This is a genomic window from Kitasatospora sp. LaBMicrA B282, assembly GCF_050325825.1.
Classification (GTDB): domain Bacteria; phylum Actinomycetota; class Actinomycetes; order Streptomycetales; family Streptomycetaceae; genus Kitasatospora.
The window spans coordinates 1-17,015 of sequence record NZ_JBNQTI010000101.1 but is presented as its reverse complement, the minus strand read 5'-3'; the positions used below and the strand labels follow the sequence as shown (position 1 = coordinate 17,015).

Below are 17,015 nucleotides of genomic sequence, written 5' to 3'. Positions count from 1 at the left end.
GCGCCAGCAGCTGCGGGAAGAGCGGGGAGTTCTGGGCGGCGTGCGTCCCCCCCCCCCCCCCCCCCCCCCCCCCGCCGGCCGTTCAGCCGCCCAGCCCGCGCCGGGCCAGCAGCGGCCCGAGCTCCGGGTCGCGCCCGACCACCGCGCGGAACGCGTCCATCGCCGGCACGCTGCCACCGCGCGCCAGCAGCTCGCGCCGGAACAGCTCGCCGCTCTCCCGGACCGGCCGCCCGTTGTCGCGGAACCACTCCACGGTGTCCGCGTCCAGCACCTCGGACCAGATGTAGCCGTAGTAGCCGGCGCTGTAGTCGCCCACGAACAGGTGGCTGAAGTAGGCGGTGCGGTAGCGCGGCGGCACCTCGGGCAGCGCCAGTCCGGCCGCCGCCAGCGCCTGCGCCTCGAAGGCCACCGGGTCCGCCACCGGCGCGCCGGCCGGCAGCGTGTGCCAGGCCCAGTCCAGCACCGCGGCCGCCAGGTACTCCACGGTCTTGAAGCCCTGCCCGAACCGCTCGGCGGCCGCCAGCTTGGCCAGCAGCTCGGCCGGCAGCGGCTCACCGCTCTCGTGGTGGCGCGCGTAGCCGGCCCGCACCTCGGGCCAGGCCAGCCACATCTCGTTCACCTGCGAGGGGAACTCCACGAAGTCGCGCGGCACCTCGGTGCCGGCCAGCAGCGGGTAGCGCACGTCGGAGAAGAGCCCGTGCAGCGCGTGGCCGAACTCGTGGAACAGGGTGCGCACCTCGTCGTCGCTGAGCAGGGCGGGCCCGCCCGGCGCCGGCTTGGTGATGTTGAGGTTGTTGAAGACCACCGGCTTGCGGCCGGACAGGCCGTCCTGCGGCACCAGCGCGTCCATCCAGGCACCGCCGCGCTTGGACGGGCGGGCGAAGAAGTCGGCCAGGTAGAGGCCCAGCGGCGTGCCGTCGGCCTCGAAGACCTCGAAGACCCGGGTGTCGGGGTGGTAGCCGACCAGGTCGGTGCGCTCGGTGAAGCGCAGCCCGTAGACCAGGCCGGCCGCGTGGAAGACGCCGTCCCAGAGCACCCGCTCCAGCTCGTGGTACGGGCGCAGCGCGGCGCCGTCCACGTCGAACTCGGCCTTGCGCACCCGCTCCGCGTAGAACGCGTAGTCGTGCGGGCCGAAGTCGGTGATCCCGTCCGCCGCGGCGGCCGCGCGCAGGCTGGCCAGCTCCCGCTCGGCGTTGGCCACCGCCGGCGGCGCCAGCCTGGTCAGCAGGTCGCCGACCGCCTCGACGGTGCCGGCGGTCTGCTCGGCCACCACGTAGGCGGCGTGGCTCGGGTAGCCCAGCAGGGCGGCCCGCTCCGCCCGCAGCGCCGCCAGTTTCGCGGCCAACGGGCCGTTGGTGGTCACCGCACGCTCCAGCGCCGCGTCCAGCAGCCGGCGGCGCACCTGCCGGTCGGTCAGCTGCGCCAGCGCCGGCTGGTTGCTGTAGTTCAGCAGGCTGAGCACGTACTTGCCCTCGTGCCCGCGGGCCCGGCCGTTCTCCGCCGCGGCCGCGATCTCCGCCGCCGGCAGGCCGGCCAGCTGCGCGGCGTCGTCCAGCACCAGGGCGCCGGCCGCGTTCGCCTCGAACAGGTTGCGCTCGAAGGCGGCGCAGGCGACGGCCAGTTCGCCGTTCAGCTCGCGCAGCCGGTCCTGCTCGGCCGCCGCCAGCCGGGCGCCGGCCCGGACGAACCGCAGGTGGTGGCGCTCCAGCACCCGCAGCGCCTGCGGGTCCAGGTCCAGCGTGGCGCGCGCGGTGAAGACCGCGTCCAGCCGGGCGAACAGCGCCCGGTCCAGGTGGATCGCGTCGGCGTGCGCCGCCAGCCGGGGACGGAACTCGGCGTCCAGCTGCTGCAGCTCGGCGTCGGTGCAGGCGGCGGTCTGGTTGTCGAACACGGCCAGCACCCGGCGCAGCAGCTCCCCGGAGCGCTCCAGGGCGACCACCGTGTTCTCGAAGCCCGCGGGCTCCGGGTCGGCGGTGATCCGCGCGATCTCGGCCAGCTGCTCGGCCATGCCGGCCTCCAGCGCGGGCCGGTAGTGCTCGGTGCGGATCTCGGCGAACGGCGGCAACGCGTAGGGCAGCGGGCTGGGCGCCAGGAACGGATTGTCGGTCATTCCGCAGACCCTACGCGGGACTGTCGGTCCCGCGCGCTACGGTCGGGGGCGAACCAGCCGTACACCAGTACTTGCCGTACCGGCCCGACGCACCAGACCAGCCCGACGCACCAGCACCACCCGATGGGAAGCCAGCCATGCCCGCCAGGATCGCCCTGGTCCCCGACGCCCACGGGCGCGGCGGCCGCCTGCACCGCGTCGACGAGGCGGGCGAGCCGCTCGGCGGCCCGCTGCGCACCGCAGAGCTGGCCGGCACCGTCGCCGAGCTGGAGGCCGCCGAGCAGCCGCGCTGGATCTGGGCCGCCGCCGAGTCCGGGTACGCGCCGCTGCTGCCCGAGCTGGCCGGCCGGCCCGGCGGTCCACGGCTGGGCCGCTGCCACGACCTGCGGTTGGTCGAAGCGCTGCTGCTGGCGCACGAGGGCCGTTGGGGCGCGCCCCGCTCGCTCGGCGCCGCCTGGGCCCGGCTGCGCGGGCTGCCGGTCCCGGCCGACCTGCCGGAGTCCGGTCCGGCCGAGGCGCAGGACACCCTGTTCGCCCCCGACCGGCTGCAACTGCCGCCCGGCGCCGATCCGCTGGCCGCCGTGCTGGCGGTGCACGCCGACCAGCAGCGCCGGCTGCAGGCGGTGGCCGGCGAGGCCGAGCGGGCCCGGTTCCGGCTGCTCGCCGCGGCCGAGTCGGCCGGTGCGCTGGCCGCCGCCGAGATGGCCTTCGACGGCCTGCCCTGGCGCTCCGAGGTGCACGACGCGCTGCTCACCGAGCTGCTCGGCCCGCGCCCGCACGTCCCCGGCACCCAGCCCGCCAAGCTGGCCGAGCTCGCCGTCCGGCTCCAGCAGGCGCTCGGCGGCAAGCCGTTCAACCCCGACTCGCACACCCAGGTGCTGCGCGCCTTCGCCGACCAGGGCGTCCGGCTGACCTCCACCCGGGTCTGGGAGCTGCGCGAAGTGGACCACCCGGCCGCCGAGCTGATGATCCGCTACAAGGAGCTGTCCCGGATCCACACCGCGCACGGCTGGGCCTGGCAGGACGCCTGGGCCCGCGGCGGCCGGTTCCGCCCGGAGTACGTGGTGGGCGGCGTGGTCTCCGGGCGCTGGGCCAGCCGCGGCGGCGGGGCGCTGCAGATCCCGCGGATCCTGCGCCGCGCGGTGGTGGCCGACCCGGGCTGGCGCCTGGTGGTGGCCGACGCCGCGCAGCTGGAGCCGCGGGTGCTGGCCGCGCTCTCCGGGGACGCCGCGCTGGCCCGCACCGCGGCCGGCGGCGACCTCTACCAGGCGCTGGCGGCCACCGCCTTCCAGGGCGACCGGGACAAGGCCAAGCTCGGCCTGCTCGGCGCGATGTACGGGCAGACCAGCGGCGACATCGGCCCGCTGCTGGCCATCCTGCGCCAGCGCTACCCGGTCGCGATGGGCTACGTGGAGGCCGCCGCTCGCACCGGCGAGGAGGGCGGCATCGTCACCTCCCGGCTCGGCCGCAGCTGCCCGCCGCCCTCGGACGCCTGGCTGGACCAGGCCGAGGCCGCCGAGCCCACCGAGCAGGGCGGCCGGTCCACCCGGGCCCGCGGCCGCTTCACCCGCAACTTCGTGATCCAGGCCAGCGCCGCCGACTGGGCGCTGGCCCTGCTGGCCGCGCTGCGCCGACGGCTGGCCGAGCAGTCCGGCCCGGGCGGCCGGCCGCACCTGGTCTTCTTCCAGCACGACGAGGTGGTCGTGCACACCCCCGCCGCGCTCGCCGACCAGGTCGCCACCACCGTCGCCGCGGCCGCCGAGGAGGCCCGGACGCTGGTCTTCGGCGCCACCCCGGTGCAGTTCCCGATGAGCACGGCCGTGGTGGAGTGCTACGCCGACGCCAAGTGACCGCCGCCCGCGCCGTGCTGAGCCGGCCTCAGCTCTTGCGCGCCTGCCAGGCCTCCCGGGCTGCCCGCACCACCTCCGCCAGGCCCGCCCCGGTGGAGGCGGTCACCACGGCCGCCACCGCGCCCTCCACGAACGGCGCGTCGACCAGCACCACCTCCTCCGCCCGCCCCAACTCGGCCAGCACCGCCCGGGCGGTGAGCACCGCACTGCCCAGGTCGGGCAGCACCACCACGCCGGCCCCGCCGTCCACCTCGCGCACCGCCTGCGCGATCAGCTCCGAACTGGTGCCGAGCTCCCCGTCCTCGGTGCCGGCGGCGACCGCCACCACCGCGCTCCCCCCGCCCAGTTGCTCGACCAGCTCGCGTACCCCCGCCCCGAGCAGCGGACTGTGCGACACCAGCACGATTCCCACCGAAGTCCTCATGCGCCGAAGAGTAGTGCGGGCGCCACGCCAGATCGGCGCGAACGGATGAGGAAGGGCACCCGCGTGGCGTAGGTTCGGCAACGGGCCGGCCCTGTGCGCCGGCGTCCGCCGAAGGGAGCTGCCGCCGTGAAGAAGCTGATCAACACCCCCGACTCGGTGCTCGACGACGCCCTCGCCGGGATCGCCGCCGCCCACCCGGAGTTGACCGTGGACCGGGAGCAGCGGGTGATCCACCGGGCGGACGTGCCGCGCCCCGGCAAGGTGGCGCTGGTCTCCGGCGGCGGCTCCGGCCACGAGCCGCTGCACGGCGGCTTCGTCGGCCCCGGGATGCTGGACGCCGCCTGTCCCGGCGAGGTCTTCACCTCCCCGGTGCCGGACCAGGTGCTGGCCGCGCTGCGGGCCACCGACGGCGGCGCCGGCGCGGTCCTGGTGGTCAAGAACTACACCGGTGACGTGCTCAACTTCGCGCTGGCCGCCGAACTGGCCGCCGAGGAGGGCCGCACCGTGCACACCGTGCTGGTGGACGACGACGTCGCAGTGCAGGACTCCACCTTCACCGCCGGGCGGCGCGGCACCGGCGCCACCGTGGTGGTGGAGAAGGTGGCCGGCGCACTGGCCGAACGCGGCGCCAAGGCTGCCGAGGTGGCCGAGGTCGGCCGGCGCGCGGTCGCCGCCTCCCGCTCCTTCGCGGTGGCCCTGACCGCGGCCACCACGCCGGCCGCCGGCCGCCCCGGCTTCGACCTGCCCGAGGACCAGATCGAGGTGGGCGTGGGCATCCACGGCGAGCCCGGCCGACGCCGCGAGCCGCTGCGCCCGGCCCGCGAGTTGGTCGCCGAGGTGGTGGACACCGTGCTGGCCGACCACACCCTGTCCGCGGGCGACGCGGTGATCGCCCTGGTCAACGGCCTGGGCGCGACCCCGCTGCTGGAGCTGTACGTGGTCTTCGGCGAGGTGGCCGCCCGACTGGCCGAGCGCGGCATCACCATCGCCCGCAGCCTGGTCGGCAACTACGTGACCAGCCTGGACATGGCCGGCTTCTCGCTGACCCTGACCAAGGCCGACCCCGAGCTGCTGGAGCTGTGGGACGCCCCGGTCCGCACCCCGGCCCTGCACCGCGCCTGACCGCACCCGAACCCGCCACCCCCAGGACCCCCTCGAGGACCCCGATGCGCAACGACTTCGACCAGGAACTCGCCCTCGCCTGGCTGCGCGCCGCAGCCGCCGCCGTGGAGCAGCGGCACGAGGAGCTGACCGCGCTGGACACCGCGATCGGCGACGGCGACCACGGCACCAACCTGCGCCGCGGCTTCGCCGCCGTCACCGCCGCACTCGACGAACTGCCCGCCGACACCCCGCCCGGCGCCGTCCTCACCAAGGCCGGCAGCACCCTGATCGCCAAGGTCGGCGGGGCCTCCGGGCCGCTCTTCGGCAGCGCGCTGCGCAGCGCGGGGGCGGCGCTGCCGGCCCCGGCCGCGGACCTGTCGGCGCTCGCCGACGCGCTGCGCGCGGGCCTGGTCGCGGTGCAGAAGCTGGGCGGGGCGGTGGTCGGCGACAAGACCATGGTGGACGCCTTCGAGCCGGCGGTGGCCGCGCTGGAGCGGGCCGCCTTCGACGGCTTCACGCTGCGCGAGGCCGGCGCGCTGGCGGCCGAGGCCGCCGAGGCGGGGGCCCGGGCCACGGTGCCGCTGCGGGCCCGCAAGGGGCGCGCCTCCTACCTGGGTGAGCGCAGCGAGGGGCACCAGGACCCGGGGGCCACCTCGACGGCGCTGCTCTTCCGGGCCTTCGCCGACGTGGCCCGCTGAGCTGAGCTGCGCTGCCCGCCGAGCTGCCCTGCCCTGCCAGCTGAACTGCTCCGCCCGCTGAGCTGCCCGCGGACCTCCCCCGCTGAGCTCCGCGAGGACCCGGTGCGGCCGGCTCAGTCCCGGCTGACCAGCAGCAGCAGCGCGTCGTCGTCGAGTTCCCCGCCGGTGTGGCCGAGCAGGTCGGCGTAGAGCCGCCCGACCGCCGCCTCCAGCTCGGCCACCGTGCCGCCGGCCCCGGCGACCAGCGGGCCGGCCCGGTGCTCCAGCGGGTAGAACTCGCCGGTGCCGTGCCCGCGCGCCTCCACCACCCCGTCGGTGCAGAGCACCAGCACGTCCCCGGCCCCGAACGGCTGCTGCCAGCTCTGCGGCCGGCCCGTGGCCAGCCGGCCCAGGCCCAGCGGCACCCACGGATCGGGCGAGTCCAGCACCGTCACCGAGCCGTCCGGGGCCACCCGCAGCGGCGGCACGTGTCCGTACTGGAGCAGCTCGACCGCCTCGCCGGCGCGCACCTCGACGAAGAGTGCGGTGGTGAACTCGCCGTCCGGCGCGTGCCGTTCCACGCTCGCCTCGATCCGGGCGGCGACCCCGCGCAGGCCCGGTTCGTCGTAGGCGGCCTCCCGGAAGGCGCCGAGCACCACGGCGGCGGTCTGCACCGCGTCCAGCCCCTTGCCGCGCACGTCGCCGACCACCGCCCGGGTGCCGTGCGGGGTGTCGAGCACGGAGTACAGGTCACCGCCGATCCGCGCCTCGTCGGCCGCCGAGGCGTAGCGCACCGCCAGCCGCAGCGGGCCGACCTCGGGCCCGGGGCGGCGCAGCAGGGCCCGCTGGGCCGCCTCGGCCACCGAGCTGACCGCGGCGAAGGAGGCCGCCCGGCGCATCCGCAGCTCCGCCACGTAGGCGCTGAACAGGGTGAGCGCGGCGTAGGTGATCATCGAGCCGAAGAGGAAGCGCTGGTCCTGCGCCGCGGTCACCTCGTCGTAGCGGTTGAGCCCGATCAGCGCGACCAGGCCCACCGAACAGACCGCGAGCACGCCGACCGCGGAGAGGGTGAGCGCGGCGATCGAGGGCACCACGGTCATCAGCGGCGCCAGGTACCGTTCCTTGCCGGTGGCCAGGTCGGCGACGGTGACCCCGACGATCGCCAGCAGGGCCGGGGTGGCGCGCCGCTGCCAGGACAGGTCGCGCAGGTCGACGGCGGCCAGTGCACGCCGCCGCCGGGTCCGGGGCAACCCCTGCACGGCGGAGGCCAGCGGCCGGCTGGGGCGGCGGAAGCTGAACACGTTCCGAACATTACGGACATTCACCGCCGACCGCCGCTCCGCCGCCGGAGCCGGTCACCCAGCGCCATTCCGGGTGACCTCGAGCGGCGGAGACCGACGCCTGGTGCAGGTGCGACTACTGTCGGTCGTCGGACTGTGGCGACCGTCTCACCGGCCCGTCCGTCCGACCTCCCCACGGAATACCCCTAGGGGGTATCGTGTTCTTGACCGTACGGCGCCGTCGACCCCCGGCGCCCCACCCACTCTGGAGGCTGCGATGTCCAGCACCGTCACCTACACCGTCACCGGCATGAGCTGCGGCCACTGCGAGAAGTCGGTCAGCGCCGAGCTCTCCACCCTGACCGGGGTGACCGAGGTGGCCGCCGACGCCAAGGCCGGCACCGTGACCGTCTCCTCCGAGCAGCCGCTGGCGCTCGCCGACGTCCGCGCGGCGATCGACGAGGCCGGATACGAACTGGTCGGCCCGGCCGCCTGACCCCGGCCCCGGGGGGCGCGGCCCGGCCACCGCCCCCCGACCCCAGACCCCGCGAAGGAGCCGTCCGATGAGCACCGCCACCACCGCCCCCGCCGGCATAAGCGACCGCGTCGAGCTCTCGATCGGGGGCATGACCTGTGCCTCCTGCGCCGCCCGGATCGAGAAGAAGCTGAACCGGATGGACGGCGTCACGGCCACGGTCAACTTCGCCACCGAGAAGGCCCGGGTCGACTTCGGCCCCGGCACCACGGTGGCCGACCTGATCGCCACCGTGGAACGGACCGGCTACACCGCCGAACCGCCCGCGCCGCCGGCCCCCCGGCCCGGCGCCGCGCCCGCCGCCCCGGCGGCTGCCGGCGAGGACGACCCGCTGCGGCAGCGACTGCTGGTCAGCGCCGCGCTCACCGTCCCGGTGGTGCTGCTCTCGATGGTCCCCGCGCTGCAGTTCACCAACTGGCAGTGGCTGGCCTTCGCCCTCACCGGCCCGGTGGTGGCCTACGGCGGCCGGCCCTTCCACCGGGCGGCCGGCACCAACCTGCGGCACGGCGCGGCCACCATGGACACCCTGGTCTCGCTCGGCACCCTGGCCGCCTTCGGCTGGTCGCTCTGGGCGCTCTTCCTCGGCGACGCCGGCCGGCCCGGGATGAAGCACGCCTTCAGCCTGACCATCGGCCGCGCCGACGCCGGCTCGACCCTCTACCTGGAGACCGCCGCCGGCGTCACCACGCTGCTGCTGCTCGGCCGCTTCCTGGAGGCCCGCTCCAAGCGGCGGGCCGGGGCCGCCCTGCACGCCCTGCTCGACCTGGGCGCCAAGGACGTGGCGGTGCTCCGGAAGGGCCGCGAGGTCCGGATCCCGATCGCCGAACTGGGCGTCGGCTCCCGCTTCGTGGTCCGCCCCGGCGAGAAGATCGCCACCGACGGCGTGGTGGTCGAGGGCGCCTCCGCGGTGGACGCCTCGATGCTGACCGGCGAGTCAGTCCCGGTCGAGGTGACGGTCGGCGACCGGGTCACCGGCGCCACCGTCAACGCCGGCGGCCGCCTGGTGGTGGAGGCCCGCCGGGTGGGCGGCGACACCCAGCTGGCCCGGATGGCCGAGCTGGTCGCCCAGGCGCAGAACGGCAAGGCCGCCGCGCAGCGACTGGCCGACCGGATCTCCGCGGTCTTCGTCCCGGTGGTGATCCTGCTCGCGCTGGGCACCCTGGCCGGCTGGCTGCTGACCGGGGGCGGCGCCGCCGCGGCCTTCACCGCCGCCGTCGCGGTGCTGATCATCGCCTGCCCGTGCGCCCTGGGCCTGGCCACCCCGACCGCGCTGCTGGTCGGCACCGGGCGCGGCGCCCAGCTGGGCATCCTGATCAAGGGCCCCGAGGTGCTGGAGAGCACCCGGCGGGTGGACACCATCGTGCTGGACAAGACCGGCACGGTGACCCGCGGCAGCATGGCGCTCACCGCCGTGCACACCGCCACCGGCACCTCCGAGGAGCAGGCGCTGCGGCTGGCCGGCGCCCTGGAGCACGCCTCCGAGCACCCGATCGCCCGGGCCGTGGCGGCCGCCGCGACCGAGCGGCTGGGCGAGCTGCCCGCCGTCGCGGACTTCGAGAACCTGCCGGGTCTCGGGGTGCGCGGCACGGTCGCCGGGCACCTCGTGCTGGCCGGCCGGGAGAGCCTGCTGGCCGACCAGGGACAGCCGCTGGCCGCCGAACTGGCCGACGCCAAGGCGGCCGCCGAGGCCGCCGGGCGGACCGCGATCGTGGTCGGCTGGGACGGCGCGGCCCGCGCCGTGCTGGAGGTGGCCGACACGGTCAAGCCGACCAGCGCGGCGGCCGTGGCCCGGCTGCGCGAACTCGGGCTGCGCTCGGTGCTGCTGACCGGCGACCACGCGGCGGTGGCCCGCGCGGTGGCCGCCGAGGTCGGCATCGAGCCGGCCGACGTGATCGCCGAGGTGCTGCCCGAGCAGAAGGTCGCGGTGATCGAGCGGCTGCAGCGGGCGGGCCACGTGGTGGCGATGGTCGGCGACGGCGTGAACGACGCGGCCGCACTGGCCCGCGCCGACCTGGGGCTGGCCATGGGGACCGGCACCGACGCGGCCATCGAGGCCGGCGACCTGACCCTGGTCCGCGGGGACCTGCTCGTCGCCGCCGACGCGATCCGGCTCTCCCGCCGCACCCTGGCCACCATCAAGGGCAACCTGTTCTGGGCCTTCGCCTACAACGTCGCCGCCCTGCCGCTGGCCGCCGCCGGCCTGCTCGACCCGATGGTGGCCGGCGCCACGATGGCCTTCTCCTCGCTCTTCGTGGTCAGCAACAGCCTGCGGCTGCGCCGCTTCGGCGCCTGACCCCGAGCGCGCAACCGCCGGGGACCGCAGGGGCCGGATACCCCCAGGGGGTGTCCGGCCCGAGGCGGGTCAGCGGCCGAGCAGCTCGCCGCCGTTGCAGTGCAGGATCTCGCCGGTGATGAAGCCCGCCTCGGGCGAGGCCAGGAAGTGCACCGCGGCCGCCACCTCGCCGGTCTCGCCGATCCGGCCCAGCAGGGTGCGGGCCGCCCGGCGGGAGACCTCGGCCTCGTCCAGCCGGGGGCCGAAGAACTCGGTGCCGGCCACCGTGCCGGGGGCCACGATGTTCGCGGTGATCCCGGAGGGGCCCAGCTGGGCGGCCAGGAAGTGGTTCCAGGCGTGCAGCGAGGCCTTGGACGCGCCGTAGGAGCCGGCCCCGCGCAGTGCGGCGATCGAGCTGATCGTGATCACCCGGCCCTCGCCCGGGGTGAGGCGCTCGCGCACCGACTCGGTGAGCAGCACCGCGGTCAGCACGTTGCGCTCGAAGTCGCCGCGCCAGCGGGCCAGCAGCGCGTGCGGGCCGGCCCCGAAGCCGGTCTCCCGGCTGCCGGCGTTGTTGACCAGCACGTCGATCCGGGCCGGCAGCGCGGCCAGCGCCGCCTCCACCTCGTCGGGGTCGGCCAGGTCGCAGACCAGCGGGGTGACCCGGTCGCCCAGCTTGCCCGCCGCGGCGTCCAGCACCGCGCGGCGGCGGCCGACGATCACCACGGCGTCCCCCGCGTCGACGAACCGCCGGGCGATCTCCAGGCCGATCCCGGTGCCACCGCCGGTGACGACAACGTTCCTGGCCATCCGCCCTCACTCCCGCCCAGTCGGTCCGGCCCGCCCTGTCCGTACCGGATTGCCACGATTCCTATCACGCTGGGTTGCCATGACTGCGGGGAGGGTGACGCTCGGCTCCCAGGAGCGTGTGGTATGGGCGGGCGCCCCAGTGGGCGTCTCGCGAAGCGAGAGCCAACTCACACCGTCTCGACGTAACTTTGCCGGGCCTGATACGTCTTACCTTGGTGAGAGCGGCGGACGACTGCGGAACGGCACCGCGCGGCACACATCCCCTGGATGTGTCGCGCACCCGTGGTCGACCGCCGGCCACGGGGCTCCGGCGGGGGCCCCGGGCGCGCACGGCGCCACCGGGCGCTGGGTGGGACCTGGAACGCTTTGAGCGGCCGTTCCCGGGTCCGCCCGCTCCCGGGCCGCCGTGCGCCGTCACCTCCCGCGTTCTTCGGGCCGCGGACAGGCCGAAGGCCCCGCAGCAGCAGCTGCGGGGCCTTCGGTGTGTCCGGCACCGTGCGGCTCGGGGCCGCACGGCGGGGTCAGCGCTTGTCGAGCGCGACGTAGTCGCGGATCGCGGTGCCGGTGTAGATCTGACGCGGACGGCCGATCCGGCTGGTCGGGTCGTTGATCATCTCGTGCCAGTGGGCGATCCAGCCCGGCAGCCGGCCGAGCGCGAACAGCACGGTGAACATGCTGGTCGGGAAGCCCATCGCGCGGTAGATCAGGCCGGTGTAGAAGTCGACGTTCGGGTACAGCTTGCGGGAGATGAAGAAGTCGTCGTTGAGCGCGTGCTCCTCGAGCTTGAGCGCGATCTCCAGCAGCTCGTCCGACTTGCCGAGCTGGGCCAGCACGTCGTGGGCCAGGCCCTTGACCAGCGCGGCGCGCGGGTCGAAGGCCTTGTACACGCGGTGGCCGAAGCCCATCAGCTTGACGCCGTCCTCGCGGTTCTTCACCTTGCGGATGAAGGCGTCGACGTCACCGCCGTCGGCCTGGATCTGCTCCAGCATCTCCAGCACGGCCTGGTTGGCGCCGCCGTGCAGCGGGCCCCAGAGCGCCGAGATGCCGGCCGAGATCGAGGCGAACTGGTTGGCGTGGCTGGAGCCGACCAGGCGCACGGTCGAGGTGGAGCAGTTCTGCTCGTGGTCGGCGTGCAGGATCAGCAGCTTGTCCAGCGCGTTGACGATCACCGGGTTGAGCTCGTACTCCTGGGCCGGGACCGCGAAGGTCATCCGCAGGAAGTTCTCGACGTAGCTCAGGTCGTTGCGCGGGTAGACGAACGGCTGGCCCATCGCCTTCTTGTAGGCGTAGGCGGCGATCGTCGGCAGCTTGGCGATCAGGCGCACCGTGGACAGGTGGCGCTGGTCGGCGTCGAACGGGTTGTGGCTGTCCTGGTAGAAGGTGGACAGCGCGCCGACCACCGAGGAGAGCATCGCCATCGGGTGCGCGTCCCGCGGGAAGCCCTGGAAGAAGCGCTTGACGTCCTCGTGCAGCAGGGTGTGCTGGGTGATCTCGCTGTTGAACTCCGCCAGCTGGTCGGCGGTCGGGAGCTCACCGTTGATCAGGAGGTACGCGGTCTCGATGAAGCTGCCGTTCTCGGCCAGCTGCTCGATCGGGTACCCGCGGTAACGGAGGATGCCGTTGTCACCGTCCACGAAGGTGATCGCGGACTTGTAGGCAGCGGTGTTGCCGAAGCCGTTGTCCAGGGTGACCAGGCCGGTCTGCGGGAGCAGCTTCGAGATGTCGAAGCCGGAGTTCCCAGCAGTGCTCTCGACGACGGGGTACTCGTACTCGCCGTCCTGGTACCGCAGTACTACCGAGTTGTCGCTCACGTCTTCCTCACCGACGATATGAAAATCCGCTTCCAAGTGCCCTACCCGTCCACCCTCCCCCATCCGGAGGACGGCTGCGCACCCGGGGTGGCCCAAAAGAGCCTCGCACTACAAGAACCGACGTCCGGGCCAGTCCATACCGCACAAGATCGCGGCAAGACTAGGCTGGTCCATCAATTTCTTCACGTCAAGATACCCCCGCAAGGCCCACTATCCCCACCTCACCTCCGGTGATCATCTAGTGGACAATCGGTGGTCGAGGGCTGAATGGCGGCGTCCCGCGCTCACCGCCCGCACCGCCTGACCGATCGCCTTGCGCGAACCGACCAGGACGACCAGCTTCTTCGCCCGGGTGACCGCCGTGTACAACAGATTGCGCTGCAGCATGGTCCAGGCCGAGGTGGTGACCGGAATCACCACCGCCGGGTACTCGCTGCCCTGCGAGCGGTGGATGGTGACGGCGTAGGCGTGCTGGAGCTCGTCCAGCTCGTCGAAGTCGTAGGGCACCTCCTCGTCCTCGTCGGTGAGCACGGTGAGCCGCTGGTCCTCCACGCTGAGCGAGGTGACCACCCCGACGGTGCCGTTGAAGACGCCGTTCTGCCCCTTCTCGTAGTTGTTGCGGATCTGGGTCACCTTGTCGCCGACCCGGAAGGTCCGCCCGCCGAACCGCTTCTCGGGCAGCCCCTCGCGCCCCGGCGTGACCGCGGCCTGGAGCAGCGTGTTGAGGTTGCCCGCCCCCGCCGGGCCGCGGTGCATCGGGGCCAGCACCTGGACGTCGCGCCGGGCGTCCAGCCGGAACCGCTGCGGGATCCGGCGGGCCACCACGTCCACCACCAGGCCGGCCGCGCGCTCGGTGTCGTCCTCCACGAAGAGGAAGAAGTCGGGCAGGCCGTCGGTGAGCGGCGGCTTGCCCTCGTTGATCCGGTGCGCGTTGACCACCACGCCGGACTGCTGGGCCTGCCGGAAGATCCTGGTCAGCCGCACCGAGGGGATCGGCCCCTCGTCGGCCAGCATGTCCCGCAGCACCTCGCCGGCACCGACCGAGGGCAGCTGGTCCACGTCGCCGACGAAGAGCAGGTGCGCCCCCGGCGCCACCGCCTTGACCAGCTTGTTCGCCAGGATCAGATCGAGCATGGAGGCCTCGTCCACCACCACCAGGTCGGCGTCCAGCGGCCGGTCCCGGTCGTAGGCCGCCTCCCCGCCCGGCCGCAACTCCAACAGTCGGTGTACGGTCGATGCCTGGTGCCCGGTCAGCTCCGCCAAGCGCTTGGCCGCCCGCCCGGTGGGCGCGGCCAGCAGCACCTTGGCCCGCTTGGCCAGCGCCAGGGTGACGATCGACTTGACGGTGAAGGACTTGCCGCAGCCCGGACCACCCGTCAGCACCGCCACCTTCTCGGTCAGCGCCAGCCGGACCGACTGCTCCTGCTCGGGCGCCAGCTCCGCACCGGTCCGCTCGGCCAGCCAGGCCAGCGCCCTGCCCCAGTCCACGTCGGCGAAGCCCGGCATCCGGTCGGTCTCGGCCCGCAGCAGCCGCCGCAGTTGGCCCGCCAGCGAGACCTCGGCCCGGTGGAACGGCACCAGGTACACCGCGGTGACCGACTGCTGTCCGTCGCCCGGCAGGACCTCCCGGACCACCCCCTCCTCGACCACCAGCTCGGCCAGCGACTCGATCACCAGGCCGACGTCCACCTGGAGGAGCTTCACCCCGTCGGCGATCAACCGCTCCTCGGGCAGGTAGCAGTGGCCCTGGTCGCTGCTCTGCGAGAGCGCGTACTGCAGGCCCGCCTTGACCCGCTCCGGACTGTCGTGCGGGATCCCGACCGCCTGGGCGATCCGGTCCGCGGTCAGGAAGCCGATGCCCCAGACGTCGGCGGCCAGCCGGTAGGGCTCGTTCTTCACCACCCCGATCGAGCTGTCGCCGTACTTCTTGTAGATCCGCACCGCGAGCGAGGTGGAGACGCCGACCCCCTGGAGGAAGACCATCACCTCCTTGATCGCCTTCTGCTCCTCCCAGGCCGCCGCGATCATCCGGGTCCGCTTCGGCCCGAGCCCGGGCACCTCCACCAGCCGGGCCGGCTGCTCCTCGATCACGGTCAGCGTCTCGATGCCGAAGTGCGCCACGATCCGCTCGGCGAACCGCGGCCCGATCCCCTTGATCAGGCCCGACCCCAGGTAGCGCTGGATGCCCTGCACGGTGGCCGGCAGCACGGTGGTGTAGTTCTCCACGGTGAACTGGCGCCCGTACTGCGGGTGCGAGCCCCAGCGCCCGTGCAGCCGCAGCGACTCGCCCACCTGCGCGCCGAGCAGCGCGCCCACCACGGTCAGCAGCTCGCCGCCACCGCGGCCGGTGTCCACCCGGGCCACCGTGTAGCCGGTCTCCTCGTTGGCGTAGGTGATCCGCTCCAGCACGCCCTCCAGCTCGGCCAGCTGCCGCTGGCCGGGCACCTGGGCCGTGGACTGCTGCCCCGCCATCCGGGGACCCCCTAACGCCGCTACCGCACGCGCACCGCCTGCACCCTGCCCGATGCACGCTACCGCGCCCGGCGGACACCCCGGGCCCGCGATTGTGACCCGCCCGGGCAGGGCCGACGATGACAGAGGAGGACCCATTCGCCTTGCCCGGCGCCGCCGCCCGGCGCTGCGGACCGCAGAGGAGCGGACCCACCATGCTCACCACGTCCTACAGCCCCGGCACGCCCAACTGGCTCGACCTGGGCAGCCCCGACACCGACGCCGCCCAGGCCTTCTACTGCGCCCTCTTCGGCTGGACCTTCGCCTCGGCCGGGCCCGATGCCGGCGGCTACGGCTTCTTCCGGCAGGCCGGCCGGACCGTCGCCGCGATCGGCCCGCTGACCGAGCAGGGCGCCTCCTCGGCCTGGACGCTGTACTTCCAGACCGAGGACGCCGACCAGACCGCCGAGCTCGTCGAACAGGCCGGCGGCACCGTGCGGGTCGGGCCCTTCGACGTCTTCAGCCACGGCCGGATGGCCGGCTTCACCGACCCGACCGGAGCGCGGTTCGCCGTCTGGCAGCCCGGCGACACCGCCGGGCTGGACGCCGTCACCTCCGTCGGCACGCTCAGCTGGACCGAGCTGCACACCACCGACCCGGCGGCGGCCAAGGCCTTCTACGGCACCGTCTTCGGCTGGCTGACCCAGGACGTGCCGTTCGGCGACTTCACCTACACCGTGGTGAACCCCGCCGGCGGCGGCACGGACGCCAGCCAGGGCGGCATCGTCGGCCTGGTGGCCGAGGACCGGACGGCCGGTGCCGGCTCCTACTGGCAGCCGTACTTCGAGGTGGAGAACGCCGATGCCACCATCGCCCTGGCGCTGCAACTCGGCGGCACCCAGCGCAGCCCCGCGGTGGACGAGGCGGGCGTCGGACGGTTCGCCCAGCTCGCCGACCCGCACGGTGCGGTCTTCGCCGTCATCAAGGGTGCCCAGGCCTCCTGAGGGCGGACCGTCCCAGGGCGGGCCGTCGAGCGGGTCGGCGGGTCCGCCGTAGGGTGACCGGCATGAACGATCTTGAGATCCGCCCGGCGACCGCCGCCGACATCCCCGCCATCGTCGCGATGCTCGCCGCCGACTCGGTCGCCGCGGGCCGCGAGACCCCCGACGACCTCGCGCCCTACTACGCGGCCTGGGAGCGGGTGGCCGCCGACGCCAACCAGCACCTGACCGTGGCCACCCGCGGCGGGCGGGTGGTCGGCACCCTCCAGCTCAGCGTGATCCCCGGCCTCTCCCGGACCGGGACGACCCGGGCGATCGTCGAGGCGGTCCGGGTGCACGCCGACGAACGCGGCCACGGGCTCGGCACCGTCCTGATGGACTGGGCCGTCGAACGGGCCGGCGAACTTGGCTGCTCCCTGGTCCAGCTCACCTCCGACCGCAGCCGCACCGACGCGCACCGCTTCTACGAGAAGCTGGGATTCACCGGGTCGCACATCGGATTCAAGAAGCAGCTCTGAGGGACAAACGCGAAGAAGCCCCCGACCGGATCGGTCGGGGGCTTCTTCTGAAGAATTGTTCGGCGGCGTCCTACTCTCCCACAGGGTCCCCCCTGCAGTACCATCGGCGCTGTGAGGCTTAGCTTCCGGGTTCGGAATGTAACCGGGCGTTTCCCTCACGCTATGACCACCG

13 protein-coding genes and 1 rRNA gene are annotated in these 17,015 nt (G+C 74.2%); 7 read left to right on the top strand and 7 right to left on the bottom strand.

The window, feature by feature from the left end; genetic code table 11:
• Positions 1 to 82: 82 nt before the first annotated feature.
• A complete protein-coding gene (locus ACQRUO_RS25170; RefSeq protein ID WP_428318325.1) occupies positions 83 to 2,110 on the bottom strand; it encodes a M3 family metallopeptidase in 2,028 nt (675 codons plus the stop codon).
• Between the two features lie 137 nt (positions 2,111 to 2,247).
• Between ACQRUO_RS25170 and ACQRUO_RS25165 the strand changes: the two genes are divergently transcribed.
• Positions 2,248 to 3,960: a bifunctional 3'-5' exonuclease/DNA polymerase gene (locus ACQRUO_RS25165; RefSeq protein ID WP_428318324.1), complete on the top strand. Its 1,713-nt coding sequence runs from the start codon at positions 2,248 to 2,250 to the stop codon at positions 3,958 to 3,960.
• Between the two features lie 28 nt (positions 3,961 to 3,988).
• Here the strand turns inward: ACQRUO_RS25165 and dhaM are convergent, their stop codons facing one another.
• Positions 3,989 to 4,384 (bottom strand): dihydroxyacetone kinase phosphoryl donor subunit DhaM, encoded by a 396-nt coding sequence (gene dhaM / locus ACQRUO_RS25160; RefSeq protein ID WP_428318323.1) that lies wholly within the window; start codon positions 4,382 to 4,384, stop codon positions 3,989 to 3,991.
• Positions 4,385 to 4,510: 126 nt separating this feature from the next.
• Here dhaM and dhaK point away from each other — a divergent pair, with 126 nt between their 5' ends.
• A complete protein-coding gene (gene dhaK / locus ACQRUO_RS25155) occupies positions 4,511 to 5,506 on the top strand; it encodes a dihydroxyacetone kinase subunit DhaK (RefSeq protein ID WP_428318322.1) in 996 nt (331 codons plus the stop codon).
• 44 nt (positions 5,507 to 5,550) lie between these two features.
• Positions 5,551 to 6,186: a dihydroxyacetone kinase subunit DhaL gene (gene dhaL / locus ACQRUO_RS25150; protein WP_428318321.1), complete on the top strand. Its 636-nt coding sequence runs from the start codon at positions 5,551 to 5,553 to the stop codon at positions 6,184 to 6,186.
• Between the two features lie 113 nt (positions 6,187 to 6,299).
• Here dhaL and ACQRUO_RS25145 read toward each other — a convergent pair whose 3' ends face one another.
• Entirely contained in the window at positions 6,300 to 7,466 is a 1,167-nt protein-coding gene (locus ACQRUO_RS25145) for a PP2C family protein-serine/threonine phosphatase (protein ID WP_428318320.1), read from the bottom strand.
• A 256-nt stretch (positions 7,467 to 7,722) separates the two neighbouring features.
• Here ACQRUO_RS25145 and ACQRUO_RS25140 point away from each other — a divergent pair, with 256 nt between their 5' ends.
• Positions 7,723 to 7,941: a heavy-metal-associated domain-containing protein gene (locus ACQRUO_RS25140; RefSeq protein ID WP_428318319.1), complete on the top strand. Its 219-nt coding sequence runs from the start codon at positions 7,723 to 7,725 to the stop codon at positions 7,939 to 7,941.
• A 67-nt stretch (positions 7,942 to 8,008) separates the two neighbouring features.
• A complete protein-coding gene (locus ACQRUO_RS25135) occupies positions 8,009 to 10,273 on the top strand; it encodes a heavy metal translocating P-type ATPase (RefSeq protein WP_428318318.1) in 2,265 nt (754 codons plus the stop codon).
• A 69-nt stretch (positions 10,274 to 10,342) separates the two neighbouring features.
• Here the strand turns inward: ACQRUO_RS25135 and ACQRUO_RS25130 are convergent, their stop codons facing one another.
• From ACQRUO_RS25130 to recD2, 3 genes are all read right to left on the bottom strand, one after another.
• Entirely contained in the window at positions 10,343 to 11,062 is a 720-nt protein-coding gene (locus ACQRUO_RS25130; RefSeq protein WP_428318317.1) for an SDR family NAD(P)-dependent oxidoreductase, read from the bottom strand.
• A 521-nt stretch (positions 11,063 to 11,583) separates the two neighbouring features.
• Entirely contained in the window at positions 11,584 to 12,873 is a 1,290-nt protein-coding gene (locus ACQRUO_RS25125; protein WP_428318316.1) for a citrate synthase, read from the bottom strand.
• A gap of 234 nt (positions 12,874 to 13,107) precedes the next feature.
• Positions 13,108 to 15,345 (bottom strand): SF1B family DNA helicase RecD2, encoded by a 2,238-nt coding sequence (gene recD2 / locus ACQRUO_RS25120; protein ID WP_428318315.1) that lies wholly within the window; start codon positions 15,343 to 15,345, stop codon positions 13,108 to 13,110.
• A gap of 194 nt (positions 15,346 to 15,539) precedes the next feature.
• Between recD2 and ACQRUO_RS25115 the strand changes: the two genes are divergently transcribed.
• Positions 15,540 to 16,328 carry a VOC family protein gene (locus ACQRUO_RS25115; RefSeq protein WP_428318314.1) on the top strand — a complete coding sequence of 263 codons (789 nt, stop codon included), beginning with the start codon at positions 15,540 to 15,542 and terminating at the stop codon, positions 16,326 to 16,328.
• Positions 16,329 to 16,390: 62 nt separating this feature from the next.
• The gene (locus ACQRUO_RS25110) at positions 16,391 to 16,843 is read left to right on the top strand and encodes an N-acetyltransferase family protein (protein ID WP_428318313.1); all 453 of its coding nucleotides are present in this window, start codon (positions 16,391 to 16,393) and stop codon (positions 16,841 to 16,843) included.
• 57 nt (positions 16,844 to 16,900) lie between these two features.
• On the opposite strand, the gene rrf is transcribed toward ACQRUO_RS25110, so the two are convergent.
• A 5S ribosomal RNA gene (rrf, locus tag ACQRUO_RS25105) occupies positions 16,901 to 17,015 on the bottom strand; the annotation flags it as partial.